26 protein-coding genes and 2 tRNA genes are annotated in these 26,053 nt (G+C 58.7%); 15 read left to right on the top strand and 13 right to left on the bottom strand.

The features are described 5' to 3' along the window. Positions 1 to 64 precede the first annotated feature (64 nt). From sucD to lpdA, 7 genes are all read left to right on the top strand, one after another. Positions 65 to 946, top strand: coding sequence for a succinate--CoA ligase subunit alpha (gene sucD / locus LZG00_05675; GenBank protein MCF3593482.1), 882 nt, complete (start codon positions 65 to 67; stop codon positions 944 to 946). 76 nt (positions 947 to 1,022) lie between these two features. After that, the gene (locus tag LZG00_05670; GenBank protein MCF3593481.1) at positions 1,023 to 3,986 is read left to right on the top strand and encodes a 2-oxoglutarate dehydrogenase E1 component; all 2,964 of its coding nucleotides are present in this window, start codon (positions 1,023 to 1,025) and stop codon (positions 3,984 to 3,986) included. 12 nt (positions 3,987 to 3,998) lie between these two features. Next, on the top strand, positions 3,999 to 5,516 hold the full coding sequence (gene odhB / locus LZG00_05665) for a 2-oxoglutarate dehydrogenase complex dihydrolipoyllysine-residue succinyltransferase (GenBank protein MCF3593480.1): 1,518 nt from the start codon (positions 3,999 to 4,001) through the stop codon (positions 5,514 to 5,516). A gap of 1 nt (position 5,517) precedes the next feature. Beyond that, positions 5,518 to 6,225: a hypothetical protein gene (locus tag LZG00_05660; GenBank protein ID MCF3593479.1), complete on the top strand. Its 708-nt coding sequence runs from the start codon at positions 5,518 to 5,520 to the stop codon at positions 6,223 to 6,225. A 39-nt stretch (positions 6,226 to 6,264) separates the two neighbouring features. Beyond that, positions 6,265 to 6,675 (top strand): MAPEG family protein, encoded by a 411-nt coding sequence (locus LZG00_05655; GenBank protein MCF3593478.1) that lies wholly within the window; start codon positions 6,265 to 6,267, stop codon positions 6,673 to 6,675. Positions 6,676 to 6,694: 19 nt separating this feature from the next. Then, positions 6,695 to 6,961: a hypothetical protein gene (locus LZG00_05650; GenBank protein MCF3593477.1), complete on the top strand. Its 267-nt coding sequence runs from the start codon at positions 6,695 to 6,697 to the stop codon at positions 6,959 to 6,961. A 4-nt stretch (positions 6,962 to 6,965) separates the two neighbouring features. Next, positions 6,966 to 8,354 (top strand): dihydrolipoyl dehydrogenase, encoded by a 1,389-nt coding sequence (gene lpdA / locus LZG00_05645; GenBank protein ID MCF3593476.1) that lies wholly within the window; start codon positions 6,966 to 6,968, stop codon positions 8,352 to 8,354. A gap of 77 nt (positions 8,355 to 8,431) precedes the next feature. On the opposite strand, the gene LZG00_05640 is transcribed toward lpdA, so the two are convergent. Genes LZG00_05640 through LZG00_05625 form a run of 4 tightly spaced genes read right to left on the bottom strand, consistent with a single transcriptional unit; the run spans position 8,432 to position 11,337 of the window. Beyond that, positions 8,432 to 9,037, bottom strand: a complete 606-nt coding sequence (locus LZG00_05640) for a pyridoxamine 5'-phosphate oxidase family protein (GenBank protein ID MCF3593475.1) — start codon at positions 9,035 to 9,037, stop codon at positions 8,432 to 8,434. Further along, positions 9,015 to 9,758, bottom strand: coding sequence for a 1-acyl-sn-glycerol-3-phosphate acyltransferase (locus LZG00_05635; GenBank protein MCF3593474.1), 744 nt, complete (start codon positions 9,756 to 9,758; stop codon positions 9,015 to 9,017). The genes LZG00_05640 and LZG00_05635 overlap by 23 nt, the downstream gene beginning before the upstream one ends. Beyond that, complete coding sequence (locus tag LZG00_05630; protein MCF3593473.1) at positions 9,758 to 10,663, bottom strand: cell division protein FtsX; 906 nt, start codon at positions 10,661 to 10,663, stop codon at positions 9,758 to 9,760. Before LZG00_05630 ends, LZG00_05635 begins: the two co-directional genes overlap by 1 nt. After that, positions 10,660 to 11,337 (bottom strand): ATP-binding cassette domain-containing protein, encoded by a 678-nt coding sequence (locus tag LZG00_05625; GenBank protein MCF3593472.1) that lies wholly within the window; start codon positions 11,335 to 11,337, stop codon positions 10,660 to 10,662. Before LZG00_05625 ends, LZG00_05630 begins: the two co-directional genes overlap by 4 nt. A gap of 169 nt (positions 11,338 to 11,506) precedes the next feature. On the opposite strand from LZG00_05625, the gene LZG00_05620 reads away from it, so the two are divergent. Next, the gene (locus tag LZG00_05620; GenBank protein MCF3593471.1) at positions 11,507 to 12,505 is read left to right on the top strand and encodes a zinc-ribbon domain-containing protein; all 999 of its coding nucleotides are present in this window, start codon (positions 11,507 to 11,509) and stop codon (positions 12,503 to 12,505) included. Positions 12,506 to 12,575: 70 nt separating this feature from the next. On the opposite strand, the gene yidD is transcribed toward LZG00_05620, so the two are convergent. The 3 genes from yidD to rpmH all read right to left on the bottom strand — a co-directional run bounded on the left by yidD (position 12,576) and on the right by rpmH (position 13,463). Continuing rightward, positions 12,576 to 12,830, bottom strand: a complete 255-nt coding sequence (gene yidD, locus LZG00_05615) for a membrane protein insertion efficiency factor YidD (protein ID MCF3593470.1) — start codon at positions 12,828 to 12,830, stop codon at positions 12,576 to 12,578. Then, the gene (rnpA, locus tag LZG00_05610; protein ID MCF3593469.1) at positions 12,827 to 13,177 is read right to left on the bottom strand and encodes a ribonuclease P protein component; all 351 of its coding nucleotides are present in this window, start codon (positions 13,175 to 13,177) and stop codon (positions 12,827 to 12,829) included. Before rnpA ends, yidD begins: the two co-directional genes overlap by 4 nt. A 151-nt stretch (positions 13,178 to 13,328) precedes the next feature. Further along, positions 13,329 to 13,463, bottom strand: coding sequence for a 50S ribosomal protein L34 (gene rpmH, locus LZG00_05605; protein MCF3593468.1), 135 nt, complete (start codon positions 13,461 to 13,463; stop codon positions 13,329 to 13,331). Positions 13,464 to 13,756: 293 nt separating this feature from the next. Here rpmH and LZG00_05600 point away from each other — a divergent pair, with 293 nt between their 5' ends. The 4 genes from LZG00_05600 (at position 13,757) to LZG00_05585 (ending at position 17,615) form a co-directional block, all read left to right on the top strand. Continuing rightward, on the top strand, positions 13,757 to 14,491 hold the full coding sequence (locus LZG00_05600) for a TVP38/TMEM64 family protein (GenBank protein MCF3593467.1): 735 nt from the start codon (positions 13,757 to 13,759) through the stop codon (positions 14,489 to 14,491). 56 nt (positions 14,492 to 14,547) lie between these two features. Then, positions 14,548 to 15,966 (top strand): FAD-dependent oxidoreductase, encoded by a 1,419-nt coding sequence (locus LZG00_05595; GenBank protein MCF3593466.1) that lies wholly within the window; start codon positions 14,548 to 14,550, stop codon positions 15,964 to 15,966. Positions 15,967 to 16,066: 100 nt separating this feature from the next. Further along, entirely contained in the window at positions 16,067 to 17,491 is a 1,425-nt protein-coding gene (locus tag LZG00_05590; GenBank protein MCF3593465.1) for a HAMP domain-containing histidine kinase, read from the top strand. A 47-nt stretch (positions 17,492 to 17,538) separates the two neighbouring features. Beyond that, positions 17,539 to 17,615, top strand: a tRNA-Arg gene (locus LZG00_05585). 283 nt (positions 17,616 to 17,898) lie between these two features. Here the strand turns inward: LZG00_05585 and LZG00_05580 are convergent. Beyond that, positions 17,899 to 17,975, bottom strand: a tRNA-Arg gene (locus LZG00_05580). Between the two features lie 108 nt (positions 17,976 to 18,083). Beyond that, entirely contained in the window at positions 18,084 to 18,395 is a 312-nt protein-coding gene (locus LZG00_05575) for an ETC complex I subunit (GenBank protein MCF3593464.1), read from the bottom strand. A 559-nt stretch (positions 18,396 to 18,954) separates the two neighbouring features. On the opposite strand from LZG00_05575, the gene uvrB reads away from it, so the two are divergent. Both uvrB and LZG00_05565 read left to right on the top strand, forming a co-directional pair. After that, entirely contained in the window at positions 18,955 to 21,117 is a 2,163-nt protein-coding gene (gene uvrB / locus LZG00_05570; GenBank protein MCF3593463.1) for an excinuclease ABC subunit UvrB, read from the top strand. 1 nt (position 21,118) lies between these two features. Further along, positions 21,119 to 21,796 (top strand): hypothetical protein, encoded by a 678-nt coding sequence (locus LZG00_05565; protein MCF3593462.1) that lies wholly within the window; start codon positions 21,119 to 21,121, stop codon positions 21,794 to 21,796. A gap of 141 nt (positions 21,797 to 21,937) precedes the next feature. On the opposite strand, the gene LZG00_05560 is transcribed toward LZG00_05565, so the two are convergent. The 4 genes from LZG00_05560 to LZG00_05545 all read right to left on the bottom strand — a co-directional run bounded on the left by LZG00_05560 (position 21,938) and on the right by LZG00_05545 (position 24,306). Further along, entirely contained in the window at positions 21,938 to 22,753 is an 816-nt protein-coding gene (locus LZG00_05560) for a sugar phosphate isomerase/epimerase (protein MCF3593461.1), read from the bottom strand. A 104-nt stretch (positions 22,754 to 22,857) separates the two neighbouring features. Continuing rightward, positions 22,858 to 23,208 carry a zf-TFIIB domain-containing protein gene (locus LZG00_05555; GenBank protein MCF3593460.1) on the bottom strand — a complete coding sequence of 117 codons (351 nt, stop codon included), beginning with the start codon at positions 23,206 to 23,208 and terminating at the stop codon, positions 22,858 to 22,860. A 107-nt stretch (positions 23,209 to 23,315) separates the two neighbouring features. Then, entirely contained in the window at positions 23,316 to 23,723 is a 408-nt protein-coding gene (locus tag LZG00_05550) for a universal stress protein (GenBank protein ID MCF3593459.1), read from the bottom strand. Positions 23,724 to 23,898: 175 nt separating this feature from the next. Continuing rightward, a complete protein-coding gene (locus LZG00_05545) occupies positions 23,899 to 24,306 on the bottom strand; it encodes a universal stress protein (protein MCF3593458.1) in 408 nt (135 codons plus the stop codon). Between the two features lie 194 nt (positions 24,307 to 24,500). Here LZG00_05545 and LZG00_05540 point away from each other — a divergent pair, with 194 nt between their 5' ends. Continuing rightward, complete coding sequence (locus tag LZG00_05540) at positions 24,501 to 26,051, top strand: phospholipase D family protein (GenBank protein ID MCF3593457.1); 1,551 nt, start codon at positions 24,501 to 24,503, stop codon at positions 26,049 to 26,051. Positions 26,052 to 26,053: the final 2 nt, after the last annotated feature.

Here is a 26,053-nt window from a genome sequence, read left to right as displayed (position 1 = left end):
CGGAAACTCCATATCAAACTTTGCACGCAAACAGACAACCAAACGAAAAGGGAGCACGCCACAAATGGCAGTCCTCATCGACGAAAACACCAAAGTGATCTGTCAGGGCCTTACCGGTTCTCAGGGTACATTCCACACCGAACAAGCCATCGCATATGGCACCAAGATGGTTGGCGGCGTGACGCCCGGCAAAGGTGGTCAGACCCATCTCGACCTGCCGGTCTTTAACTCGGTACACGAAGCCAAGGCCGTGACCGAAGCCAACGCTACCGTCATCTATGTTCCCCCGCCCTTCGCCGCCGACAGTATCCTTGAGGCGATTGACGCCCAGATGGAAGTGATCGTGTGCATCACCGAAGGCATCCCGGTGCTTGACATGATGAAGGTAAAGCGTGCGCTCGAAGGCTCAACAAGCCGCCTGATCGGCCCGAACTGTCCCGGTGTAATCACGCCTGACGCCTGCAAGATCGGCATCATGCCCGGCCACATCCACAAGCGCGGCTCGTGTGGTGTTCTCAGCCGCTCAGGCACGCTGACTTATGAGGCGGTCAAGCAGACCACCGATCTGGGTCTGGGTCAGTCCACAGCCGTGGGCATTGGCGGCGACCCGATCAAAGGAACCGAGCATATCGACGTGCTGGAATGGTTCCTGGCCGATGATGAGACCCAAAGCATCATCATGATCGGCGAAATTGGTGGCTCGGCAGAAGAAGAAGCCGCGCAGTTCCTCGCCGACGAGAAGAAAAAGGGCCGTTGGAAACCGACCGCAGGCTTTATTGCTGGACGCACCGCTCCTGCGGGCCGCCGCATGGGCCACGCCGGCGCGATTGTTGCGGGTGGCAAAGGTGGTGCCGAGGACAAGATCGAAGCCATGCGCAGCGCCGGGATCGTGGTGGCCGATAGCCCCGCCGATCTGGGCAAGGCGGTAATGGAAGCGATTGGGTAAATCAAATGATGGGCCGGGACGGTTCCCGGCCCATCCTCGTATCAGAAACGGTTCACGTCGCTTTAGAGGTGCCTAAATGACCGACCATCCCCAAAACGATCAATTCCATGCCTCCTCGTTCATGCAGGGGCATAATGCGGAATATCTCGAGCAACTTTATGCGCGATATGCCAATGACCCGAGCGCGGTCGATGAAGCGTGGCGGTTGTTTTTCGCGCAGATGGGGGATGCCGAAACCGATGTGAAGGCCGAAGCCACCGGCCCATCTTGGGCGCGCACCGATTGGCCGCCCATGCCGCATGATGATCTGACCAATGCGTTAACTGGCGATTGGCCCGCTGCACCGCCCGAAGAGGCCAAGGGCGCGGCCAAAAAGATCACCGACAAGGCCGCCGAGAAAGGCGTCGAGGTCAGCGAAGAGGCCGTCAAACGCGCCGTTCTCGACAGCATCCGCGCTTTGATGATCATCCGGGCCTACCGCATCCGTGGTCATCTGGTGGCCGATCTCGACCCGCTTGGCATGCATGCCAATGCGCCGCATCCCGAACTTGACCCGGCCTCATACGGCTTCACTGAAGCCGACATGGACCGCCCGATTTTCATTGATCAGGTTCTGGGGCTCGATTTCGCAACAATGCGCCAGATCACCGATATCGTGAAGCGCACCTATTGCGGCACGTTTGCGTTGCAATACATGCATATTTCCAATCCCGAAGAAGCCGGTTGGCTGAAAGAGCGGATTGAGGGTTACGGCAAGGAAATCAACTTCACCCGCGAGGGGCGCAAGGCGATCCTCAACAAACTTGTCGAGGCCGAGGGCTTTGAGAAATTCCTGCATGTGAAATACATGGGCACCAAACGCTTTGGCCTTGATGGCGGCGAGGCGCTGATCCCGGCGATGGAGCAGATCATCAAGCGCGGCGGCAGCCTAGGGGCAAAGGAAGTGGTGATCGGCATGCCGCACCGTGGCCGCCTTTCGGTGCTGGCCAATGTTCTGGCCAAACCTTATCGCGCGATTTTTAACGAGTTCCAGGGCGGCAGCTTCAAACCCGAAGACGTCGATGGCTCGGGCGATGTGAAATACCACCTCGGCGCCAGCTCGGATCGCGAATTTGACGGCAATACCGTCCACCTCAGCCTGACCGCCAACCCAAGCCACCTCGAAGCGGTCAATCCGGTAGTGATCGGCAAGGTGCGCGCCAAACAGGAACAGCTCAACGACAAGGACCGCACCAAAGTCATTCCCGTATTGCTGCACGGCGATGCAGCCTTTGCAGGCCAGGGCGTTGTGGCCGAATGTTTCGGGCTTTCGGGCCTCAAGGGGCACCGCACCGGTGGCACCATCCATATCGTCGTCAACAACCAGATCGGCTTTACCACCGCGCCGCATTTCAGCCGCTCGTCGCCCTATCCAACCGACATTGCACTGATGGTCGAAGCGCCGATTTTTCATGTCAATGGTGACGACCCCGAAGCGGTGGTGCATGCCGCCAAGGTGGCAACCGAGTTCCGCCAGAAGTTCCACAAGGACGTGGTCATCGACATCTTCTGCTATCGCCGCTTTGGCCATAACGAAGGCGATGAGCCGATGTTCACCAACCCCTTGATGTATAAGAACATCAAGCGCCACAAGACCACGCTCAGCCTCTATACCGAGCGTCTGGTGCAGGACGGTCTGATCCCCGAGGGCGAGATTGAGGACATGAAGGCCGCGTTTCAAGCCTATCTCAATGATGAGTTTGAATCCGGCAAGGAATACAAGCCCAACAAGGCCGATTGGCTGGATGGCCGCTGGAGCCATCTCGACCGGCGCAACCAGGATGAATATGATCGTGGTGAAACCGCGATCAAACCCGAGACCATGGCCGATATCGGTACCGCGCTGACCCGTGCGCCCGATGATTTCCCTCTTCACCGCACGGTTGGCCGCCTGCTCGATGCCAAGCAAGAGATGTTCGACAGCGGCAAGAATTTCGACTGGGCCACGGGCGAGGCTCTGGCCTTCGGCTCGCTGCTGCTTGAGGGTTATCCGGTGCGCCTATCGGGCCAGGATTCTACCCGCGGCACATTTTCCCAGCGCCATTCGGGCTTTATCGATCAGGAAACGGAAGAGCGCTACTACCCGCTCAACAACATCCGCGAAGGGCAGGCGCACTACGATGTCATCGACTCGATGCTCAGCGAATACGCGGTGTTGGGCTTTGAATATGGTTTCAGCCTTGCCGAGCCAAACGCGCTGACCCTCTGGGAGGCGCAATTTGGAGATTTCGCCAATGGCGCTCAAATCATGTTCGATCAATTCATCAGCTCGGGCGAGGCCAAGTGGCTGCGCATGTCCGGCCTCGTTGTGCTGCTGCCGCATGGTTATGAAGGGCAAGGGCCGGAACATTCCTCGGCACGTCTGGAACGGTTCCTGCAAATGTGTGGCGGCGACAACTGGATCGTGGCCAATTGCACCACCCCGGCCAATTATTTCCACATCCTGCGCCGCCAGCTGCACCGCAGTTTCCGCAAACCGCTGATCCTGATGACGCCGAAATCGCTTTTGCGTCACAAGATGGCGGTCAGCAAGACCGAGGATTTCACCACCGGGTCGAGCTTCCACCGGGTGCTTTGGGATGATGCTCAGAAGGGCAATTCCGACACCAAACTGGCAAAAGACAAGGATATCAAACGCGTGGTGATGTGTTCGGGCAAGGTCTATTATGACCTTCTGGAAGAACGCGATGCGCGCGGGATCGACGATGTCTATCTGCTCAGGATCGAACAGTTCTACCCCTTCCCGGCGTTGAGCCTTGTCAAGGAACTCGAACGCTTCAAGGGGGCCGATATGGTCTGGTGTCAGGAAGAGCCCAAGAACCAGGGTGGCTGGAACTTCATCGAACCCAATATCGAATGGGTGCTGCAACGCATTAACGCCAAGACCACGCGTCCCACCTATGCTGGCCGACCTGCAAGCGCATCGCCCGCCACCGGCCTCGCCAAGCAGCACAAAGCACAACAAGAAGCGCTCATCGATGACGCGCTCACCATCAAGTAAGGAAACGAACCAATGGCAACCGAAGTCCGCGTACCCACATTGGGCGAAAGCGTCACCGAAGCCACCGTCGCCACCTGGTTCAAAAAACCGGGTGACACCGTAGCGATCGATGAAATGCTGTGTGAGCTGGAAACCGACAAGGTTACGGTCGAAGTGCCTTCGCCCGTGGCCGGAACTCTGAGCGAAATCGTCACCGCCGAGGGCGAAACCGTCGGCGTTGATGCTTTGCTTGCGATGATCTCTGAGGGTGGCGAAGCCACTGAGAAGGCCCCGGCCAAAGCTGCCAAACCCGCAGCCGAAACCGCCCCAGAGAGCACACCCAGTATTGACGTCATGGTTCCTACCTTGGGCGAAAGCGTCACCGAGGCAACCGTGGCGACGTGGTTCAAGGCCGTGGGCGACACGGTGAGCCAGGATGAAATGCTCTGCGAGTTGGAAACTGACAAGGTTTCCGTCGAAGTGCCCGCCCCCGCAGGCGGTATTCTGGCCGAGATCGTCGCGCCGGAAGGCACCACAGTAGATGCCAGTGCCAAGCTGGCCGTGATCAGCGGTGCCGCAGACGGCGCGGTCGAACCCGCCGCGCGTCCCGACAGCCACAGCGACGCCGAAGACAGCGCTGACAAGGATGTGGCCAATGCGCCTTCTGCCGAAAAGATGATGGCCGAAAAGGGTATCGACCCCGCTTCTGTCAAAGGCACGGGCCGCGACGGGCGGATCATGAAGGAAGACGTGATGAAAGCCGCCGCCGCTCCGGCCCCTGCCGCTGCTGCTGCCGCTCCTGCGCCTACGGCCTCTGCTGCGCCGCGCGCACCGGTGTCTGCCGATGATGCTGCCCGCGAGGAACGGGTGAAGATGACCCGCCTGCGCCAGACCATCGCGCGCCGCCTCAAGGATGCTCAGAACGCCGCCGCGATCCTGACCACCTATAACGAGGTGGACATGAGTGAGGTGATGGGCCTTCGCAACGAATACAAAGACCTGTTCCTCAAGAAGCACGGCGTAAAGCTCGGCTTTATGTCGTTTTTCACCAAGGCCTGCGTGCATGCGCTGCGCGAGGTGCCCGAAGTGAATGCCGAGATCGACGGCACCGACATCGTCTATAAGAACTTCGTGCACATGGGCATCGCCGCTGGCACGCCGCAGGGGCTTGTGGTGCCTGTGATCCGTGACGCCGACGCGATGAGCTTTGCCGACATCGAAAAGGCTATCGCCGAAAAAGGCGCACGCGCCCGTGATGGCAAACTCTCGATGGCCGAAATGCAGGGCGGCACCTTCACCATCTCCAATGGCGGTGTTTATGGCTCGCTGATGTCCTCACCGATCCTCAATCCGCCGCAATCGGGCATCTTGGGGATGCACAAGATCCAGGACCGCCCCATGGTCGTGAACGGCGAGATCGTGATCCGTCCGATGATGTATCTGGCGCTCTCCTATGACCACCGGATCGTTGACGGTAAGGGTGCTGTGACCTTCCTCGTGCGGGTCAAGGAAGCCCTGGAAGATCCGCGCCGGTTGCTGATGGATTTGTAACGTGCAGTATGAGCTTGCAACAGATGCAGATTTTTCTGCCCTGCCATTGGAGCCACGTGACAGGTTCCTAGCACTCGAGGCAATCTGCCGTCGAAACTTGAATCAGCTGATCAATCAAGACAGCACTCTTGAGTCAGATAGACTAATCCGTTTGCAATACATGCGTATGGTTGCCTCTGCCGCCGAGGAGCTGAAAGTTGAAGGTGTTAGATTTCCAGTGGAAGCTGATCCAGCCTCAAAATTCGACGATTTTCTAATTAATATTGCGGGCATCACTACGAAACTAAGGCTAAGTGGAACAAGAATTGGAGACCCAAACTCCGTAGCTATTCGATTCGAAGTAGTTGGTTTAGTCAAAGAGCAAATACGGGTTCTAAAGCACACGATTATGTCAAGCGATCTGCCGGAAAATCTTAAGAAGCAGCTTTTGATAAAGCTGAACGATTTAGCTGAAGAAATCGTAAAACCGAGAGCAAGGATGGCACATATTATGCACATCCTTGCCATCGTAGCAGCCGGAGTGGGCGGTACAACCGGCTTCTTGGCAACCGCCCCAGATGCAATCGTTACGATTACAGCGTTGATTGGAGAAGAGAAAAGTCGGGAAGATGAGGAGGTTAAACGTCTTGGATTAGACAAGCCAAAACAGTTGCCTGCGCCAATACCTGAGACTGGGCATGAGGAGTCCGACGATGATCTGCCTTTTTAGATACCCAATACCCTTGACTGTTTCCTTGGCAGAATCCCGGTGACCCCCGAACTCACCGCCCTCACCCTCGCCGCGCTTCTCCAAGTCGTGCAATTCCTCCTCATGGCCATTCCCGCCAATCGCGAGCTTGGCCGGGGCAAGACCTTCTCGCCCCGCGATCCCGAACGGCTGGGCAAGCCGCTGATGGAGCAGGTCTCAACCCGCACCGCGCGCCTGCACCGCGCCATGAACAACCATTTCGAAGGCCTGATCCTCTTCACCATCGCTTGCGGCGTGATCGCGATCTCGGGCCAATCCACCGGCTTCACCGCCGCCTGCGCCTATACCTATCTCGCCGCGCGCATCCTCTATGTCCCGGCCTATGCCTTTGGCTGGGTGCCTTGGCGCAGTCTGATCTGGGCGGTTGGCTATCTCGCCACTTTCCTGATGTTGCTTGCGGCCCTCCTATGATCTGCGCAAAGGTGATTCCATGGCCTATCTCGCGCCCCAGACCCTTACCTGCCCCGTTTGCGCCAAAACCGGCGAGATCACTTGGGTCGTTGGTATCGGACCGCACACGAAAAAAGGCGATGGCCCATCCTATAAGACACTCATGAAACCCGGCCCATGGCTTGAGGAGGCTTTGCAAGAACGCCCCTTCTGGGCTGGACGACTCATCTGCCCCGATTGCGGGGAAAACGTAAAACAGGTGCCCATGCGCACCGCCGACCGCGCCAGCGGAGACAGTCAGGAGTAAGACAATGGCCAATTACGACGTGATCATCATCGGTGCAGGCCCCGGCGGCTATGTCAGCGCCATTCGTTGCGCGCAACTGGGGCTGAAAACCGCCATTGTTGAGGGGCGCGAGACGCTGGGCGGCACCTGTCTCAACGTTGGCTGCATCCCGTCAAAGGCCATGCTGCACGCCACCCATATGTTGCACGAGGCCGAACATAACTTTGCCGACATGGGCCTCAAAGGCAAATCGCCGTCGGTCGATTGGAAGCAGATGCTGGCCTACAAGGATGACGTAGTGGGCCAGAACACCGGCGGCATCGAATTCCTGATGAAGAAGAACAAGATCGACTGGATCAAGGGCTGGGCCAGCATCCCTGCCCCCGGCAAGGTCAAGGTTGGTGATGACACGCACGAGGCCAAGAACATCGTGATCGCCACGGGGTCCGAGGCGGCGACCATTCCCGGCGTCACAATCGACGAGGATCGTATTGTCAGCTCAACCGGCGCATTGGAACTGGGCAAGGTGCCCAAGAAAATGGTGGTGATCGGCGCGGGCGTGATCGGGCTTGAGCTTGGCTCGGTCTATCAGCGCCTCGGCACCGAGGTCACGGTGGTCGAATATATGGACGCGGTCTGCCCCGGCATGGACGCCGATGTACAGCGCACCCTGAAACGTATCCTTGAAAAACAGGGGCTCAACATCATCACCGGTGCCGCTGTGAAATCCGCCGAGGCGCTGAAATCCAAGGCTAAGGTGACCTATGCGCCCAAAAAGGGCGGCGATGATGTGACGCTTGAAGCTGACATCGTGTTGGTCGCGACCGGGCGCAAACCCTATGCCGACGGGCTTGGCCTTGACGCGCTTGGCGTGAAGATGACCGAACGCGGCCAGATTGCCACCGACAAGACGTGGGCCACCAATGTCAAAGGCCTCTATGCCATCGGCGATGTGATCGAAGGCCCGATGCTGGCCCACAAGGCCGAGGACGAAGGCATGGCCGTGGCCGAAGTTCTGGCTGGCAAGCATGGCCATGTGAACTATGGCGTAATCCCCGGCGTGGTCTATACCACACCCGAAGTGGCCACCGTGGGTCAGACAGAGGCGGCGCTCAAGGCCGAAGGCATGAAGCCCAAGGTCGGCAAGTTCAACTTCATGGGCAACGCCCGCGCCAAGGCGGTGCATCAGGGAGAGGGTTTCGTGAAAATCATCACCGACCCCGAAACCGACCGTATCCTCGGTGCGGCGATCATCGGCCCTTCGGCGGGTGAATTGATCCACGAACTCTGCGTTGCAATGGAATTCGGCGCATCGGCGCAGGACGTGGCGCTGACATGTCACGCGCACCCGACCTATTCAGAAGCGGTGCGCGAAGCCGCGCTCGCCTGTGGCGACGGCGCGATCCACAGCTGATCAAGGCTGCACGTCAGACAAACCAAAGGCGACCCCTCAGGGTCGCCTTTTTCGCTTAACTCAAACCTCGCGCTGCGCTACCACATCGACTTTTTGGCGCGCTCTGGCCATTCGGCGTCATAGCTGACCCCGCCCACCTCGCCGCTTGTCTGCTCGGCCAATATCTGTCCTATTGTGGGCAAACCCTCGCTCTGATCGCCGCTACTCCACAGGCCCGCGCGCATCGGCGCACGCGAACATTGCGCGTAAATCTCTTCAATCGAAATCACGATAACCGAGCGCGGCGCCCGCCCCCTGTCAGAAAACCGCGCCAGAATGTCTGGATCATCGCTCAGCACGGCGCGCCCGTTCACCCGCACATTGGTATCCGACCCTGCCACCATGAACATCAGCGATATACGCCCGTCGCGCAGAATATTGCGCAAGCTGTCGATCCGGTTGTTGCCACGCCAATCGGGCAACAGCAGCGTTCTCTCGTCCAATTCCTGAACCACCGGGCCATCGTCGCCGCGCGGGCTGCCATCGGTGCCTTCCGGCCCCACCGTTGTGACCACGCAAAAGCGCGAAGCCATGATCCATTGACGGTAAAGTGGTGTCAGCCGTGTCGCCACCTTGCGTAGGCTGGCTGCGCTCGGCGCCCCATAAAGCGCCTCAAGCGCCTCAAGCGTTTCGATCACCTGCATCAAACCCTGCCTCCTGCATCAGCGCATCTGAGCGCGCCTCAACGCTTGCTTCAAGTTGCGCCATAAAGGTGTTTTGATCCAGCGTCGGTGACATCGGTTCAAGAAATTCGACCACAGCAAGCCCTGGCTTTCGCAGCATCGTGCCCTTGGGCCAGAACAGCCCGGCATTCGTTGCCGCAGGTACACAGGCCTGCCCAAGCTGGCTGGCAAGGGCAAAGGTGCCTATCTTATAGGGCTTCATCTCGCCCGGGCGCACCCGTGTGCCTTGGGAATAAATCACCAACTGGCCGGGATTGGCCGCCCCCGAGGCAACATCGGCAATCATCTTCTTGATCGCCTGCCCGCGCCGCCCCCGGTCCACCGGAATACAGCCCAGCCGATAGGCGTAAAGTCCGATAATCGGCGTCCACAGCAACTCACGCTTCATGATGAACTTGGGTGCCGGTAGCGCGTTAAAGATCAGCAGAATATCAAAGAACGATTGATGCTTGGCCGCGACCATCACCTCATCCGATGGCACGTGCCCACGCACTTCACTTTTTAGCCCGATCAAAATCCGCGCCGTCCAGATCGCCCAGCGGGCATAGAGCTTACACGCCTTCAGCGCGCCCTTGCTCGAAACGACCGCCCAGGGAAAAAACACAATCCCCAGAACCAGCATCACGATGGCATTCTGCACCACGAAGAGGATCGAGACAAACCAGCGCCACGCCAAAACCATCAGCTCAGCCCTTTCAACGTATTGCGCGCCGCCGTCCGCGTGGCAATAAACGCCACGCCCCCGGCCAGCGGCGGAATGATCAACGGCCAGAGCCAACTTGCGCCCGACAACCCCAACCCGGTGAGAAAACCGCCATCGTCACCCGCTGCGGGCAAGAACAGCATCGCGACAAGCCCCACGGCGGTGCCCGCCGCGGCACCCGCCATCGCGCGCAGGGTAAAGCGACGCACAAAAGCCTGCGCAATATAGCCATCACGCGCGCCCACCAGCCGCAACACCTCAATCACCTGCGAATTGGCCGCCAGCGCCGCGTTCGCGGCCAGTGTGATCATAGCTGCCATCACCGCAAAGATCAGCCCGATCGAAAGCCACCCAAGCCCGCGCAATCGCGAGGCGGCACTGACCAACGGTTTGCGCCAACGGGTATGATCATCCAGCACCGCGCCGGGCACCTCGGCGGCCAGCCGCAATCGCAGACCCGTGGCGTCATATCCCGGCTCACCCTCGATTACCTCAATCAGTTGCGGAATCGGCAGCGTTTCCACCGGCACATCCGGGCCAAACCACGGTTCAAGCAATTGCCGTTGCTCCTCATCGCTCAGCGCGCGGGCCGACTCAATACCGGCGGTGGTTTCAAGCACCCTCAGTGCGGCCTCGGTCTGGGCCTGAATCTGATCGGCGGGTGCCGAGATGCGCAACGTGGCCGAGCGCGCCAGTTCATCCCCCCAACGCTCTGCAAGCCGCCCCGAAGCCAGCGACAAGGCCATCGCGAACACCGCCAGAAACGCCATCACGGCAGCGGAAAACAGCGTCAGGCGCGCGGTAAAGCCTGTAGGCGGCACCACGCGGTCTGCCTGGGGGTCGCCAACGACAAGGTTGATCAATTGCGCGGGGTCGAATTTCACAGGTCCGCCCCCGCCAGATGCAATTGCCGGTTTGAAATCCGCAAGACCCGCGCCTGAACCTGGCTTTTCGCCGCCCGGATCAGCCCCAGATCATGCGTCGCGATCATGATCGTCTTGCCCATGCGGTTAAGCTCGACCAGCAGCTTGAGAAGCCGTTGCGACATCTCCCAATCGACGTTCCCGGTCGGCTCATCCGCCAGAATGACATCGGGCGACATGATCACGGCGCGCGCCAGCGCGGCGCGTTGCCGCTCGCCCCCCGAAAGTTCGGGCGGCAAGGCATCGGTGCGCGACTGAAGTCCGACCCAGTTCATGAGTTCCTTGAGATTGGCCGTTTCATCCAGATTGGCGCGCCCCGACACCGTCAGGGGCAGCGCGACATTGTCGGCCACCGGCAGATGATCGAGAAACTGCACGTTCTGATGCACCACGCCGATCCGGCGACGCGCCAGCGCCACATCATCGCGGCTCATCGCGCGCACATCACCGTCAAACAGGCGCACCTGCCCCGAGGTCGGGATCAGCGCGCCATAGCATAGCTTGAGAAACGTCGTCTTGCCCGCGCCCGACGGGCCGGTCAAAAAATGAAAAGATCCGCGTTGCAAATCTAGCGAAATGCCGCTCAGCAACTCGCCCCCGCCATAGCTGTAGGACACGTTTTCCAGCTCGATCAAGGATTGGCCTCCTGCGGCAATGCATGTCTTTCTTGCCTCAGAGCGGAAAAAGTTGCAATCCGCCGCACCGATGAAGGGCGCAATTTCTTTGCGCTTTTCGCTAATTCGGTTACAACATATAGTATAAAGAGCGGAAATACATTCTGCCGAGCAGGTTGTGAGTAGAAAAATGCGGTTAATCTGTCCGAATTGTGGGGCGCAATACGAAGTACCGGAAGATGTCATTCCGGACGGAGGGCGCGATGTTCAGTGCTCGAATTGCGGCGATACATGGTTCCAAAAAGACCCCAGCCAGGACAGGGAACTGTCCGAAGAACTGGAACAATCGCTCGACGACGCCCATTGGGAAGACCAAGCAACCGATAGCACACAAGCCCCCGCGCCCGAAGCCGCGCCAGACTATGTCGAGCAGCATGCAGTAGACGAAGAGACCACCGAAGACGGCGCGCAATGGGACGATTACGAAGATCAGGACCAGGAGCAAGACGGCGCCGAGCCTGAGCCAGAGGATCATCATGCGCAAGAAGAGGCGTTCGATCCCCATGGCGACGACGAGGAAGAAACCCCGGACGACCCGCCCTTGCGCCAGCCGCGCGAACTCGATCCCAGTGTAAGCGAGATCCTGCGCGAAGAAGCCGAACATGAACAACAGGCGCGTCAGGCCGAAAGCGCAAGTGGGCTAGAAACCCAGCCCGACCTCGGGTTGGAACAGTCGACCGACACTGAAAGCCAACGAGACCGCGAAGCACGGCTGCGCATGGCCAGGATGCGCGGCCTCAGCGACGAGGAAGCGTTGGGCGCGGCCGCCGGATTGGCTGCCAATGCCTCGCGTCGCGATCTTCTGCCGGATATCGAAGAAATCAATTCATCGCTGCGCAAGGATACCGACCGCGCGGTTGCCAGCGAGAATAAAGGGGACGCCGCCCCCGCCGAACCCCGCCGCGGTGGGTTTTCGCGCGGCTTTCTGACGATGATCCTACTCGCTGTGGCGCTGATCCTGCTCTATGTCTATGCGGATCGGATCGCCGCATTGGTGCCCGCTCTGGGCGGCGTATTAGACAGCTATGTCAGCGTCGTGGATAGTCTGCGCAGCTGGCTCGATCAGCAGGTCCTGGCTCTTATGGGCTGGCTTGACGGAATGTCCTCAGAGGCTGCTTCCGATAGCTGACCGCCTATCACGGGTTCAAGCCCAGGCCGCGGCTTGACGGCGCATATTACAGCACGCCCACACACCCGTATCAATGTGGATCATGATCGCACGAATGATGTTTGCAACCCGGAACCGGATCATACCCGCTGCCGCCCCACGGGTTACACCGCAGAATCCGGCGCAGCGTCAGCCAGCCGCCTTTCACCCCGCCATGCACCTGCAAAGCCTCCAACGCATAAGCCGAACAGGTCGGCGCATATCGGCAGCTGTGGCCGACCCAAGGGCTGAAAATCAACCGATAGGCGCGTATTGGCAAGGCGAGGATTTTGGCCAGCAAGGTCATTGTGCGTGAAGCTTTTCCAGAGCGTGAACGAGATCGCCTTGCAGCTCGTCAAACGGGCGCTCTGACGTCACCCCCGCGCGGCCGATCAAGACGTAGTCCCAACCCGAGCGGCCATGATCGGGCAGTATCAGGCGGGCAACTTCGCGAAGACGGCGTTTGGCGCGGTTACGCGCAACGGCATTGCCAACCTTCTTCGAACAGGTGAACCCGACGCGGGTTTGCGGCTTGCCGTCGCCACGTTCGCGCGCCTGAACCATCATGCCTGCGGTGCCTTGCTTGCGCGCGCGCGCACAGGCCAGAAAATCGGCGCGGTTCCTGAGAGTGTCCAATACGTGAGTCATGGTCATTCTGGCTCCGGCATGTTCAGAACCCGACGGGACGGACTGTGCACCATTGCAGCTTGCTTAATACTGAAAAACCGCCCAAGGCACAGCCTCGGCGGTTTCAGCAACTCTTCTGCAAAGTCAGACGCGCCGTAAAAACGGGCGGGCCAAGTGCTTATGCGCTCAGCGACTTGCGACCACGCGCGCGACGCGCGTTGAGAATTTTGCGGCCAGCTTTGGTTGCCATGCGCGCACGAAACCCGTGGCGGTGTTTGCGAACCAAGTTTGAAGGCTGAAAGGTGCGTTTCATCGCTCCGTCTCCGTGTTATTTCGGGGCAGGCGCGGAATCGCGGATGCTCCGGGAATTGTCTGAAGCCCGGTCTATAGGCAGCTGTCGCCTCCCTGTCAAACCCGATCAGCGCGGTATTGCAACATTTCCCCTACCAAAACCGCCGAAATGTTACCAACTCCGTCATAGTGGGCGAAAATTCTCACGAAACCCCCATAAACCCATCAAGCCAGCGTGATGTGGGTAGGATCACGGCGGCATGGCGCGCATTTTCATGACACACAGCATCAAAGGACCAAGCCGAGATGAGCAACATGACCGACCCCAAAGAGCAACCCCAATACGCCCAGCTGATGCGCGTGGTGCCACTGCTTGTGATCGCGGTCGTCGCGGCTTTGGGCGCATTCACACTGCGCGATTACCTGAGTTTCGAAGCATTGCGCAACAATCGCGAAGCGTTGATCGCATTTCGCGATTTGCATTACTGGCCGACTGTGGCTGCATTTATCGCTGTTTACACGATGATCGTGGCGTTCTCGCTGCCGGGCGCGACGGTAGCGACCCTGACGGGCGGCTTCCTGTTTGCCACGTTCCCCGGCGCATTGTTCAACGTAACCGCTGCCACCGCGGGCGCGACTCTGATCTTTCTGGCGGCGCGCTGGGGGATGGGTGAGCGGCTGGGCCGAAAGCTTGAAGAAAGCCAGGGCGTTGTGCGCAAGATCAAGGATGGGATCGACGAAAACCAATGGTCGATGCTGTTCCTGATCCGGCTTGTTCCGGCAGTGCCCTTTTTCGTTGCCAATCTGGTGCCCGCATTCTTGGAGGTGCCCCTGCGCCGCTTTGTGGTCTCCACCTTTCTGGGCATCATTCCGGGGGCAATCGTCTACACTTCGGTCGGCGCAGGCCTGGGCGAAGTGTTTGCGCGCGGAGAGGTTCCAAACCTCGGTATCATCTTTGAGCCGCACATCCTCTTGCCAATCCTCGGGCTCTGCGCGCTCGCGGCACTTCCGATCGTGCTGAAGGCGCTGCGCGGTGGCAAGTCGTTCTGATCCTTGCGGCGTCATGCCCCTCCCTTCCCCCTCTTACATTCAATGGAGACGATAAGTTGGACAACATCAAAACAGATATCCTGATAATCGGCGGCGGGTCTGGCGGCCTGTCGCTCGCTGCGGGTGCCGCACAGATGGGCGCGGATGTTGTTCTGCTCGAAGGTCACAAGATGGGCGGCGACTGCCTGAACTATGGCTGCGTGCCATCAAAGGCGCTGCTCGCTGCCGGGAAGGCCGCCCATTCACGCGAAATGGGGGCCGAAATGGGGATCGCCCCGGCAACTCCCGAAATCGATTTTGCCGCTGCCAGAACGCATGTTGAAAAAGTCATCGCCACCATTGCACCGCATGACTCGGTCGAACGTTTTGAGGGGCTCGGCGTAAAGGTCATCGAGGAATACGGAGCCTTCACCTCCCCCAGCGAAGTCGTGGCCGGAAACACCAAGATCAGCGCCCGACGCATCGTGATCGCCACCGGCTCGTCGCCTTTCGTGCCGCCCATACCGGGGCTGGACACCGTTCCATATGAGACCAACGAGACGATCTTTGCCTTGCGCGAAAAACCCCGCCACCTGTTGGTGATCGGCGGCGGGCCAATCGGTATGGAGATGGCACAGGCCCATCGGCGTCTGGGCTGTGAAGTGACCGTGATCGAAGGTATGAAAGCGCTGGGTCGCGATGACCCAGAGGCGGCCGCAATCGTGCTCGATGCCCTGCGCAGTGAAGGTATCGAGATCGCAGAAGACGCCCTGGCAGCGGAAGTAAGAGGCACCGCAGGCGCCCTGGAAGTGGCCTGCAAGGACGGGCGCGTCTTTTCCGGCTCGCATCTGTTGGTCGCCGTCGGGCGCAAACCGAATACCGACCGCCTGAACCTCAAACTTGCAGGAATCGAAACGACAAAGGCCGGAATCAAGGTCGATGCGTCGCTCAAGACAACCAACCGCAAGGTCTATGCCATCGGCGATATCGCAGGTGGCGCGCAATTCACCCATGTAGCGGGCTATCATGCTGGAATCGTCATTCGCTCGGCGCTCTTCGGCCTGCCCGCCAAAGCCCGCGAAGATCACATCCCCTATGCGACCTACACAACACCGGAACTGGCGCAGATCGGGCTGAAAGAAGCCGAAGCGCGTGAAATTCATCGTGATAAGCTGGAAATCGCACGTTTTGACTATAGCGGCAATGACCGCGCCATTGCGGACAACAAGACCACCGGCTTCATCAAGGTGATGCTGGTCAAAGGCCGCCCCGTGGGCGTCACCATTGTCGGTCATCAGGCGGGCGAACATATTAACTTGTGGGCGCTCGTGCTGGCCAACAAGATGAAGATGAGCCAAGTTGCAGCAATGGTTTCGCCCTACCCGACAATCGGCGAGATTTCGAAACGTGCAGCAGGTGCCTATTTCTCGCCAAGGCTTTTTGATAGCAAGGGCGTGAAACGAATGGTTGGCCTGGTTCAGCGCTGGTTACCCTGAGGACAGACAGTAAGAAGGTGATGGTTTTCAAAAAGCGATCTGGATTGTCCGTCCCGGCGCCCCTTTTCTGGGAGGGCTGGCCTGTGGCAGTAAGCAACCCATGCTGAATTCGCTCTCCGGGCGCTTCCTGATCCTGACCACCATCTTCGTGATGCTGGCCGAAATCCTGATCTTCGTTCCTTCGGTCGCGCGGTTTCGCGAAGACTATCTTTTCAGCCGTCTGGAACGCGCGCAGATCGCCAGCCTCGCGCTTTTGGCCGACGAAATGATTGATCCGAGCCTCGAAGAAGAACTGCTGCGCAATGCAGAGGTGTTCAACGTGGTTCTGCGCCGTGACGAAGCACGCCAATTGATCCTGTCTGCACCAATGCCACATCCGATCGACGCCACGTTCGATTTGCGCGATGGCAAACCGATCACCCTGCTGCGCGATGCGATTGCGCGTCTTCTTGATCCCGAACCCAAGGTCATCCGCGTAATTGGGAACCCGGTGCGCGAAGCTGGGCTGTTGATCGAAGTGACAATGGAAACCGCCCCCTTGCGCAGCGCAATGATAGAATACGGAGTCCGCATCCTGTTGCTTTCTGCCGTGATCTCGGTCTTCACAGCAATCTTGCTGTTTCTCGCAGTACGTAGGTTTCTGGTCATCCCGATCAAGCGGGTGGTGCGCGACATGCAGGCCTATGCCGCCGACCCCGAAGACGCCCGCCGTATCATCAAACCGCAGGCCGGCATAACTGAGCTGCGCGAAGCCGAAGAAGCGTTGCAGTCGCTGGAAACTCAATTGACCGGCGCATTGAAGCAACGTGAGCGGTTGGCGCAGCTTGGCGAAGCGGTGGCCAAGATCAGCCACGATCTGCGCAATATCCTGACCTCGGCGCAGCTTTTCACCGACCGCATTGAAATGAGCGAGGATCCCATCGTCGAACGGATGGCGCCGAAATTGGTAAATTCAATCGCCCGTGCAGTGAACCTTTGTGAAAACACGCTCGCTTTCGGCAAGGCCGAAGAAACCGCGCCACGTCTGAGCAAGGTCGACCTGGGCGAAATCATCGACGAGGTTTTGACATCGGAAAGATTGGCCATCGGCGAGGCAGAGCTGCATCTGACGTCGGACGTTCCCGAGAACTTTCATCTGCATGCTGACCCGGAACAGCTCTTCCGAGTCGTTTCCAATCTGGTGCGCAATGCCCGACAAGCAATCCTGGCCGCCCGTCAATCCGGAGAAATCGCGATCTCTGCCTGGGAGGACGACAAGCATTGGGTGATCTGCGTTTCCGATGACGGGCCGGGGTTGCCGCCAAAAGCGCGCGAAAACCTGTTTCGCCCATTCCAAGGGGGGACGCGCAAGGAAGGCACGGGGCTGGGTCTTGCAATCTCGTCCGAGCTTATGCGGGGTCACGGGGGCAAGCTGGTGCTTGAACGCAGCGACGACAAAGGAACCAAATTTGTCATTCGTTTACCCAAGGACGGCATCAACTTCGCTGTCACCAGAACCGCCCCAACGGGAGTGGAAAAAAGCTGATTTGCCTCTTGCCAAGCGTTTCCCTTGCGGCTATCTCAAGCCCTCACGGACCGATAGCTCAGCTGGATAGAGTACCTGACTACGAATCAGGGGGTCGGGGGTTCGAATCCTCCTCGGTCCGCCACCACCCTCAAATTGTCCCCTAGAAATCAAGTCATTGGGATGGTTTTGTCCAATTGGATATGGGTGTTAGACAATTTTGTGAACCTCGCTTCTTGACATACATCTGACAGTGGAGCCTTCACGGAAGGGTTTTCTTCTATTCAAGTGATGTTTTCGCCGCGCCGAGTTACCTTGCAGACCGCGAGATTCGAAGATGAGTCGCACCACCCATGAAAATAAAAGCCGCCTCAAAATGAGGCGATTCCATGGGGCCACAACGGTCACAAAAACTTTGATCCAAAAATTGGCGATCCCGGGAGGACTCGAACCCCCAACATCCTGATTAGAAGTCAGGTGCTCTATCCAGTTGAGCTACGGGACCGCTGTGCGCCCTTTTGCCAACTCGCTTTCGCATTGGCAAGCACTTCAAGCGCCGGGCCTGCGCCGACCGTCACAATCCATGTCATCAGGGCAATAGAGCGATCAGAACTCAGTGCGACCAAGGCTCACGCCGACTGGTGGCAAAGTTCTCGCCATAGCCACCGGGCCGGATATTGGCCTTGCGCTTGTGCGGCTCGGAAACAACTGCGTCGATGCCGTGTTCGGCGGCATATTCCAGAGCCGCCTCTTTCGTCGGGAATTTCATCCGCACCTGCGCCTGCGTGTCCCCGGACGAGGTCCAGCCCATCAACGGGTCGATACTGCGCCGCTCCGATGGGGCGAACTCCAGAACCCAGAACTTGGTTTTTGCCGTCCCCGAGGACATCGCGGTTCTCGCGGGCCGAAAAATACGTGCAGGCATGGCAGGTCTCCAAATCTCGCTCAGCCCCGGTTTAACCCCGACGCCGCCCGCACGGCAAGGCGCAATTACGCCGCACACAGGTGTTTTGCGCAAGTTTCGCTAAAAGCCCAAGCAGCAAGCATTGATTGACATTGAACCGCGGGGAACGAGGGGGTGGGGTGACGGCCCTGAGACAACCAAGCTCACTGCTTGTTGTTTCCATCTTACTGTTTACGTAGGGTAAGCTGCAACCTGATTTTCGTCCCGTTTACGTCACCACATCGGGTGTTGCATGAATAAAAACAAACTGTTGCGATCAGTAACACGAAATCGGAACGGCATGACGCCAGCCTCTTCTTCGCACGCTTCTGGCGCAATCCGCTCTTTGCGTCCTCCCTGTTACAGCGCGACGCACCGCTGGAACAGAAACAGCCAACTCACCAAATCCAACCCTTCCTGCCAAGTTTGTCAGCACAATAGCTGCACCCCCCTTGAACAAGAACAAAATGTGATCAAATCTAAAGGCTCAGCCCCGGAGAGCCCAATGCCCCACGTCCATTCCGACAAATCCGCGCCGATGATGCACGCCCCGGCGCCCGACGTGAAACAACGTCAGAAACTTGAAGGCGGCAAACGCTTCGTTCTGCATACCGAATTTGAAGCCGCCGGCGATCAGCCCACCGCGATTGCCGAACTGAGCGAAGCAATCAAGGCAGGCGAGCGCAACCAAGTCCTTCTCGGTGCCACCGGCACCGGCAAGACCTTCACCATGGCCAAGGTGATCGAAGAAACCCAGCGCCCTGCAATCATCCTCGCCCCCAACAAGACCCTCGCCGCCCAGCTTTACGGCGAAATGAAAAGCTTCTTTCCCGAGAATTCCGTCGAATATTTCGTCAGCTTTTATGACTATTACCAACCCGAAGCCTATGTCGCGCGCTCTGACACCTACATCGAGAAAGAATCCCAGATCAACGAACAGATCGACCGCATGCGCCACTCGGCCACGCGCGCACTTCTTGAACGTGACGACGTGATCATCGTCGCCTCGGTGTCCTGCATCTACGGCATTGGCTCGGTCGAAACCTACGGCGCCATGACCCAGGATTTGAAAGTCGGCGGACAATATGACCAACGCGGTGTGATCACCGATCTTGTGGCGCAACAATACAAACGCAATGACCAGGCGTTTCAGCGCGGCTCCTTCCGCGTGCGCGGCGACAGTCTTGAGATCTTCCCCGCCCACCTCGAAGACCGCGCATGGCGGCTTTCCTTCTTTGGCGAAGAGCTTGAATCCATTGTCGAATTTGACCCACTGACGGGCGAAAAAACCGACACATTCGATCAAATCCGCGTCTATGCCAATTCTCACTACGTCACGCCCAAACCAACGATGCAGCAGGCGATCCAAAGCATCAAGAAAGAGCTGAAAACCCGCCTCGATCAACTGGTCGGTGACGGCAAACTGCTCGAAGCCCAACGGCTTGAGCAACGCACCAATTTCGACCTCGAAATGCTGGAAGCCACAGGCGTGTGCAACGGAATCGAGAATTATTCGCGTTACCTGACCGGGCGCGCCCCCGGCGAACCGCCCCCTACCCTCTTTGAATTCATCCCCGACTCGGCAATCGTTTTCGCCGATGAATCCCACGTCTCCGTCCCCCAGATCGGCGGCATGTATAAAGGCGACTATCGGCGCAAATTCACCCTCGCCGAACATGGCTTCCGCCTGCCCTCCTGCATGGACAACCGCCCGCTGAAGTTCGAGGAATGGGACGCCATGCGCCCGCAATCCGTCTTCGTCTCCGCCACCCCCTCAGCGTGGGAGTTGGAGCAAGCGGGCGGTGTCTTCACCGAGCAGGTCATCCGCCCCACCGGCCTTATCGATCCGCAAATCGAAATCCGCCCGGTTGAAACTCAGGTTGACGATCTGCTCGACGAAATCCGCCACGTCACCGAAAAAGGTTTCCGCGTCCTCTGCACCACCCTGACCAAGCGCATGGCCGAAGACCTCACCGAATACCTGCACGAACAGGGCATCCGCGTGCGCTATATGCACAGCGATATCGACACGCTCGAACGCATCGAAATCCTGCGCGACCTGCGCCTCGGTGCCTTTGACGTCCTCATCGGCATCAACCTTCTGCGCGAAGGCCTCGATATCCCCGAATGCGGCCTCGTCGCCATTCTTGACGCGGACAAGGAAGGCTTCCTGCGTTCTGAAACCTCGCTCATCCAAACCATCGGGCGCGCTGCGCGCAACGCCGAAGGCCGCGTCATCATGTATGCCGACCGTATCACCGGCTCCATGGAGCGCGCCATTTCTGAGACCGACCGTCGCCGCGCCAAGCAAGAGGCCTATAACATCGAGCACAACATCACCCCCGCAACGATCAAGAAAAACGTCGAGGATGTGCTCTCGGGCCTCTACAAGGGCGACACCGACATGTCCCGCGTCACCGCCAAGGTCGACAAACCCTTGCACGGCGCGAACTTGCAGGCGGTTCTGGAAGGCCTGCGCACCGACATGCGCAAAGCCGCCGAGAACCTCGAGTTCGAAGAAGCCGCCCGGTTACGTGACGAGGTCAGACGGCTTGAGGCTGTGGATCTGGCCGTGGCCGATGATCCGCTCGCGCGGCAATATGCGGTCGAGAAGGCGTCAGAGGCGGCGGTTGGATCGCGCGGGCGTTCAACGGCAGGCCGGGCCGGGCAGCATGGTGGGAATGTGAAGCGGAGGGGGAGGTGAAGTGTCGAAAAATCGTTCTGAAACCGAAGAAGTATTGCGCCGAGCTGAAGAGGTGCTTTTCGCAGCGGAAGCCGGGTTGAGCGATTTGGAAAGCACTAATGCCCGAACAAGAAATCTTGGGTTGCGGAATTTGATTGTCTTTGGGCGGTCGGTCACATTCGTAATTCAGAACCTAAGGGGAAAAGAGCCTGAGTTTGACGAATGGTACGCAGTTAAGCAAAGTGAAATGAAAGAAGACCCTGCCTTTAAGTTCTTTTTGGAAGCACGAAACAAACTTGAAAAACAAGGAAAGCTAGGCGTTTCAAGTAGCTGTCAGATACGGGCATTGACCCCAGAAACGATGAAAAATGTCGAAAAACAACCGCCTTGGGCTGATGGGTTCGTGATTGGCGATAGGTTAGGAGGCACAGGCTGGACTAAGAAGCTGCCAAACGGTGATGAACTAACATATTATGTCGACTTACCAACAGAAATCGGAAAGGTCGAACAGAGGTTTATGGACTTCGAAGGGTATTTAAAAGATGGGTTGAGCGAAAAAACTGTAGATGAATTGTCAAGACACTATGTCGAAAAGCTTGCTGAAATACTCGACTCCGCAAGAAGCAGATTCCTAAAAGAAGACGCCTCTCAGAGGCTCAAAGGAAAACGTCTTCCGTCCTACATACGCATTGTCAAATAGCACGGGTGATCGACAAATCCAAAACTCACGGCACTCATTCGCTTGACGATTCAACAATTCCTATTGCCGAGAGTTGCGTTGAAAAGGCTCTTTTCGGAGTAGTGTGCCACTCATAGGGTGGGTTTCCCCCGATGCACAACCCTACTCCCCCAACCCCAACCGCTCCAGAAACGCCACAGACTCCGGCACGCGTGAAAAATCGTTGATCTCCACAATCAAATGCGGCGCCACGTCCAACGCACCCAAAGCCGCAAACACAGCCGGAAAATCAATCGAGCCCTCCCCCAAAACCCAATGCCGGTCGGCAAACCCATCCGCATCCTGCAAATGCACATGGCCCAGCATTTCCCCGGCGTCCGTCACAAACTCCGCCACGCTCGGCGCTCCCGCCGAAACATGCGCCCACTCCGCATGACCCGTATCAACCGACAGCCGCAAAGCCGCGCTATCCGCCGCCTCAACCACCGCGCGCCGCAACGCAGGCTCTGTATCCTTGATGTTCTCCACCACCATCTCGACGCCCGCCGCCTCGGCCCGCTTCAACGCCGGCCCCAACGTCTCCAAGATCGCCGCAACAGACTTCGCGCGATCCTTCGGCCCATTATCAAGATTGTTCGCATCCCAGGCATCATAAGGCGAATGAATGACCATCTGGCGCGCATTTAACCGCTCACAGACCTCCAACGCCTGATCCAGCCGCGCCCGCACAACGCCGCGCACCTCGCGGTCCTTCACGTTCAGCTCAAACCCCGAAAACGGCCCATGTATGCCCAGCCGCCCGTTCCACCCCTTCAGCTTCGCCAAGGCCATGTCGATAAACGGCTGCGGGTTGCGCAAAATATCCGCCATGCAGAATTCCGGCAGTTCCAGATCGCGGTTCTTCTCGAATAACCAATCGCGGTGCCGGTCCAGATCCAGCACGCTCAATTGCGCGCCGATCACAGGTTTCTCGCTCATCGGGCCGTCCTTCTGTCAGGGCATATCAGCAACCCTTGCACGCCCCGTTAAAATCCACAAACCCTGCCATGATGATACCACGGCCCGGCCCAATGCGCCCACAGTCAGTCGAAATCGAAAATCTCGGCCAGGATCGACTTGCGCCGCTTCTTGCGCGAATAGCGATGATCGTCATCATCCGAATAGCGCCCGCGATAGCGCTTGTCCTTCCCGCGCTCCGCTTCGCGATATGGCTCGCGCCAGACCTGCGGATCAGGTGCCGCGCCTGGTGCTTCAGGTGCAGGAGGTGGCGCAGGTGCCGGATCAGGCAGCGCCATCGCGCCCGCCGCCTTGTCGATGATCTTGTCCAACTCGCCGCGATCCAGCCAGACACCCCGACAGCGCGGACAATAATCTATCTCGACGCCATGGCGTTCCGTCATCACCAGGGTTTCATCGTCAATCGGGCACTTCATCGGCAGGCTCCTTTACTATGGCCTTCTGATATGGGAAGCGCCCCGGCCTGCCGCAACACCCCGATCACGGGGCAAAGGGTGGGCAATCTGCCCACCCCGCGCATTTCTTATCGCAGCACATGCACCGCACATTTGGCACGACGCACCACGCGCGCCGCCGTCGAACCGAGGAAATAATCGGTGATATCGGGACGATGCGAGGCCATCACGATGCAATCCACCTTCGCGCTGTCGGCATAATCCAGGATCGAGCGCGCTGAGTGGCCCTCAACCACCTTGACCGATATGTCCGATGCTGCGCCGATCTCGGCCTTCATCGCGGCCTCGACATCGCGCAAGGTCTTTTCCAACTGCCCTTCCGGTAAATGCGCCGAGACATAGCCCGGCATCGCCTCGATCACGGTCAACGTGGTGATCTTGGCCCCGTCCGCCGCCAGCGCCCGCGCCACTTCAAGCACGCCTTCGGTGCTCGGGTCGTGATCCGCCGCAATCGGTACCAGTATGTTCTTATACATGTCGTTTCTCCTTTGACATCTTGTCTGTTTGACTCTTGCCGTTCTCAAATGCGTTTCGCGACCAGGTTGAAATTCGACCTGCCACAAAACGCGCTAAACCGGATGATGTGGTTGGCGCTTGGCAACACACCCGCAACTCATGTTTCCCTCGAAACGTTTTGGCACCCGCCCGCCCTCAACGCAACACATGCACAGAACAGCGGGCATGGCGCACTACATGGGCCGCGGTCGAGCCGAGAAAATAGTCCTGCAATCCCGGCCGATGCGAGGCGATCACGATGCAATCCACCGCCCTTTCGTTTGCATAGTCCAAAAGCGCGCGCGCGGCATGACCTTCGATCACGACAGTGCGCGCATCCGGCAGATCTTTGGCCAGCTTGTCGAGCCCGGCCTGCACCGCTTCGCGCGCCTGTTCGAGATACCCCGTCGAGGCCTGGGTCAGCGCATAGGCCGGTATCTGCTCAATAACGTGAAACAGGGTAATCGTCGCGCCGTCCGCCGCCAACGTGCGCGCTGCGCGAACCGCTTCACTCGCATTGCGATCCCCATCGAATGAAACCGGAACCATGATGTTGGAATACATCGCGCCACTCCTTCTGCTGTTGGCCACATATTGCATCATGTGTGACCAAACCACATTGATGCAAGTCATGCGTTTCGCGCGCATCTGGCCACTGCCCGCGCCCTGCCCGTCCGGCACGCACCTCGTCACCGATACCGCCCGCCATCAGTGCTTCGTTTCCTTGCCACGCATATGCGGGCGCGCTAGCCTTAGCCATGCTTGTCGTCGCCAAATTTCTCGGGGTTTTCATCGTCGCCGTTGTGGCGGCGATCGCCCTTGCCCGGCTGCTGTTTCCGCTGCCCGACGTTTCCGGGCGCAGCCCGAGCCAAGCCGCGCCCGCTCGCGACAATACCCGGCTGGGCCGCCTCATGCAGAGAAGTGCCAATGCTCATCCCGGCAAGTCCGGCGTCGCACCTCTGTTCTCGGGGCGCGATGCCTTGTCCAGCCGCCTTGCCCTGATCAACGCCGCCGAGCAATCCATAGATGCGCAATATTACATCTGGCACGATGACACCTCCGGCATCCTGTTGCTTGCAGCGCTGTGGCGTGCGGCGCAGCGTGGCGTTCACATCCGCCTGCTGCTTGATGACAATGGCGTGCACGGGCTCGAATCCTTCATGGCCGCGCTGAACGATCAGGATCGCTTTCAGATCCGCCTGTTCAACCCCTCCACCGTGCGCAGGTTCAAACTTCTCGGCTATTCGTTCGATTTCATGCGGATGAACCGCCGGATGCACAACAAGTCGCTGATCGTCGATGGCGCCGTGGCAATCGTCGGCGGGCGCAACATCGGCGACGAGTATTTTCAGCTCGGCAACGAGATCTTCTTTTTCGACATGGATGTTCTAGCCACCGGCGCTATCGTTCCCGAAACCGCTGAGGTGTTCGATCAATACTGGAACAGCGCCTCGGCATTTGAGGTCGAGCGCATCATCAAGGCCCCCGGCGACATGGCCGGGTTTCTCACCCGTGTTGAAACCGTCAAGAACAGCCCCGAAGCCGCCGATGTACTGCAGGACGCGCAGAGCGACATCGCGCGCTACCTGCCCGACCTCGATCATCTGGAATGGACCGATGTAGAGCTTGTCGCCGACGATCCGGTCAAGGGCCAGGGCACCGCCCGTCGCGACCAGTTGATGATCACCCGGCTGGGCAAGATTCTCGGCGGAGTCTCGGCGCGGCTCGATCTGGTGACGGCCTATCTGGTTCCCGGAGTCCAGGGGACACGACTGCTCACCGATCTTGCGCAGAACGGGGTAGAGCTGCGGATTCTGACCAACGCGATGAGTACCACCGATGTGTTGCTGGTCCACGCCGGATATTCCAAATATCGCCGCAAGCTGCTGCGAGCCGGTGTCGCGCTCTATGAACTCAAACGGCACGCCAACGGCGCAACTGTGGCGGACCAAAAGATCCTTCCCTTCGGCATTTCCGGCGCCAGCCTGCATGCTAAAACCTTCGCGGTCGATGACACCAGGATTTTCATCGGCTCATTCAATTTTGATCCGCGCTCGGCCATGTTGAATTGCGAAATGGGCTTCCTGATCGACAGCCCCCACTTGGCCCGCCGCCTCAGTCAGAGTTTCGATACCGAGATCGACAATGTCAGCTACCGCCCCAACCTTACCCCCGAGGGCAAGATGGTTTGGCACGAGACCGACGCAGACGGCAAACAAATCACCTATCAGGAAGAGCCCGAGGCAACTCGGCTGCAACAAGTCTCAGTCGCACTCATCGGCGTTCTGCCGATCGAGTGGCTTCTCTAAAG

It is taken from the genome of Rhodobacteraceae bacterium LMO-JJ12 (assembly GCA_021555075.1).
Lineage (GTDB): Bacteria > Pseudomonadota > Alphaproteobacteria > Rhodobacterales > Rhodobacteraceae > JAKGBX01.
The sequence above is the reverse complement of the archived record's forward strand: the minus strand, read 5'-3'. Positions and strand labels throughout refer to the sequence as shown.